At 62.8% G+C, this 1704-nt stretch carries 1 protein-coding gene; it reads right to left on the bottom strand.

The genetic code is table 11. From position 1 onward, the window contains the following. A partial coding sequence (locus RMO25_RS10125; protein WP_309662483.1) for an IS481 family transposase occupies positions 1-1409 on the bottom strand: 1409 nt, incomplete at its 3' end. Positions 1410-1704 lie beyond the last annotated feature (295 nt).

Genomic DNA, 1704 nt, shown 5'->3' with positions numbered 1-1704 from the left:
GGCGCGGCCTCCGTGCTGCAGGCGGGCGCGCAGGCCCTGCCGGCCGACGAAAACGCCGAGGCAACGGATATCACCGCCGCCAACGCCAGCGACATCGATCCGGAAAATCTGGAGCTCGACTGGAGCCAGCTCAATGTCGATGCTTCCACCCTGGCCAATCCAGCCTCGAAGGCGCGGTTTTCAGCGCAATCCGGCGGCGCCGGCGAAATGTCGTGGTCGTCGAAGGACAGGTCGAATGGCTCCGCCGTTTCGGTGAAGCAGCCTTTGTCGCCGTTCTGGGATACAAGGATCGGCGCCGACATGACCATCACCCGGCAGCCCCAGACGATGTCGGAGCTGTTGTCGGAAAAGGCCGCCAACGGCGGCAGCGTGCCGCAATCCACAGGGACGGCCTGGGCGGCCATGTCAGCTCCCGGCGTCGGCTCGATCTGGGACAAAACCGCGATCGAGGCCCGCGTCGACCCTGCGCAGGTGTTTGGTCCCGGGAGATTGGCGAGAGCTTCCAGCGGAGCGACGTAGCCGAGGCATTTGAGACGGGTACGATTGTAGTCGGCAACAACCCGTTTGAGGAAGGCGTCGCGATCGGCATGGCATGGGAAGGTGCGTCGGGCGCTGCCGCGCTTGGGTTCGCGGCCAATTGCTTCGGCAAGACGACGATTGAAGCGTTCGACGAGACCATTGGTTTGCGGTCGGTATGGTCTGGTGAGCCGGTGGTCGATCTGGTGGCTGGCGCAGATGAGATCGAAGGGGTGCTTGCCGGAAGGCTTGCCCGGCGGCTTGTTCTTCATATCGACGGCAAAGCGGTCGGTAAACTCGGAGCCGTTGTCGGTCAGAATGGTGTGAACCGGGTACGGGAAGTGGGCCAGGAACCGGGTGAGGAAGCCGGCCGAAGTCTTGGCATCGCGCTTCAGGTGGATTTCGACATAGACATAGCGGGTGGCGCGGTCGATCGCGACGAAGGCATAGCTTTTGCGGCGTTCCAGGGCAGGCAGATGCTTGAGGTCGAAGTGAATGAAGCCGACGGTCGCCTGTTCAAAGACGCCGACGCCTGGCTTGTCAGGTTTCTTGCGATGGCTGATCCCGTGACGCTGGAGGCAACGATGGATAGCACTGCGGGAGAGCTCGTCGTTCACACAGCGTCGCATCACCTCGACGATATCGTCGAGCGGCAACTGCAGCGACGTTCGCAGCTCGCAAACCAGTGTCTCTTCCATGGCTGACAGGCTTGTTGTCAGCTTGTGCGGCCGGTGCGAGCGGTCGCCGACTGTCGTTCGGCCGCGCCAGCGACGGATCGTGGTCTCGCTGACGCCGAGTTCCGCCGCCAGTTGTGCCACCGGCTTCTTGCTGCGCTGGATGTAGGATCTGACCCTTGGGGTTGTGGTCGCATTGGCGTGCAGAGCTAGGTCCATGACCGAAGGCGCTCCTCAATGTAACGGAGGCCCCGTTCTACACCGATTCCATCCATCCAATCTCCCGGGACCAAACACTTTCGCGGGGTATGACGGTCTTTGTTTGAGCTGGCGTCGTGCGCCATATCCTCCAGGGGGAGGGCGGAACGATTTGCAAAACTTCGGGCGCTTCGCGTCGCGAGATCGCGGATTTGTGTCACACCCTCAACCGTCGTCGCCCGGCGTGTCCGGGGGACCCCGGAATACCAGGCGCGATTGTTTGGGTCGGGAAATCACGGGGGTCAGGGTACCCGCC

Source organism: Sphingomonas sp., from assembly GCF_031361285.1.
Taxonomy (GTDB): Bacteria; Pseudomonadota; Alphaproteobacteria; order Sphingomonadales; family Sphingomonadaceae; genus Sphingomicrobium.
Note: the sequence above shows the minus strand (reverse complement) of the source record. Positions and strands in the feature narration are given on the sequence as shown.